The sequence below is a fragment of the Streptomyces millisiae genome, from assembly GCF_031845425.1.
GTDB classification, from domain to species: domain Bacteria; phylum Actinomycetota; class Actinomycetes; order Streptomycetales; family Streptomycetaceae; genus Streptomyces; species Streptomyces millisiae.
Map to the genome: position 1 here is coordinate 1 of NZ_JAVREM010000258.1, position 468 is coordinate 468.

Sequence of the window (468 nt, forward strand, 5' to 3'; positions counted from 1 at the left end):
TCATCACCCGGCGCACGAAACCCGAATGGGCCCGTTCGTTGTTCGGAGCCAGCGACAGGATGAAGGCCGGGATGCCGATGGTGAACCAGGCCGCGATGGTGACGTGGATCGGCTGGAACGGGAACAGCAGTGGATCGGTGCCGAACCATTCGGCGGACAGCCCGGCGAACCCCACCAGAATCGCCAACAGCACCGAGTAGACGGTCTTGGTGAGGAACAGGTTCGAGACCCGCTCGATGTTGCCGATCACCCGGCGGCCCTCGCCGACCACATAGGGCAGCGTGGCGAACTTGTTGTCCAACAACACGATCTGCGCCACCGCGCGCGAGGCCGAACTGCCCGAACCCATCGCGACGCCGATGTCGGCGTCCTTGAGGGCCAGCACGTCGTTGACGCCGTCCCCGGTCATGGCCACCGTGTGCCCGCGCGACTGCAGGGCATGGACCATCGCCCGCTTCTGGTCCGGAC

General features: G+C 66.0%; 1 protein-coding gene. It reads right to left on the minus strand.

Annotated features, from left to right (window positions below; genetic code table 11):
* A partial coding sequence (locus tag RNC47_RS36550; RefSeq protein WP_311605172.1) for an HAD-IC family P-type ATPase occupies positions 1-468 on the minus strand: 468 nt, incomplete at both ends.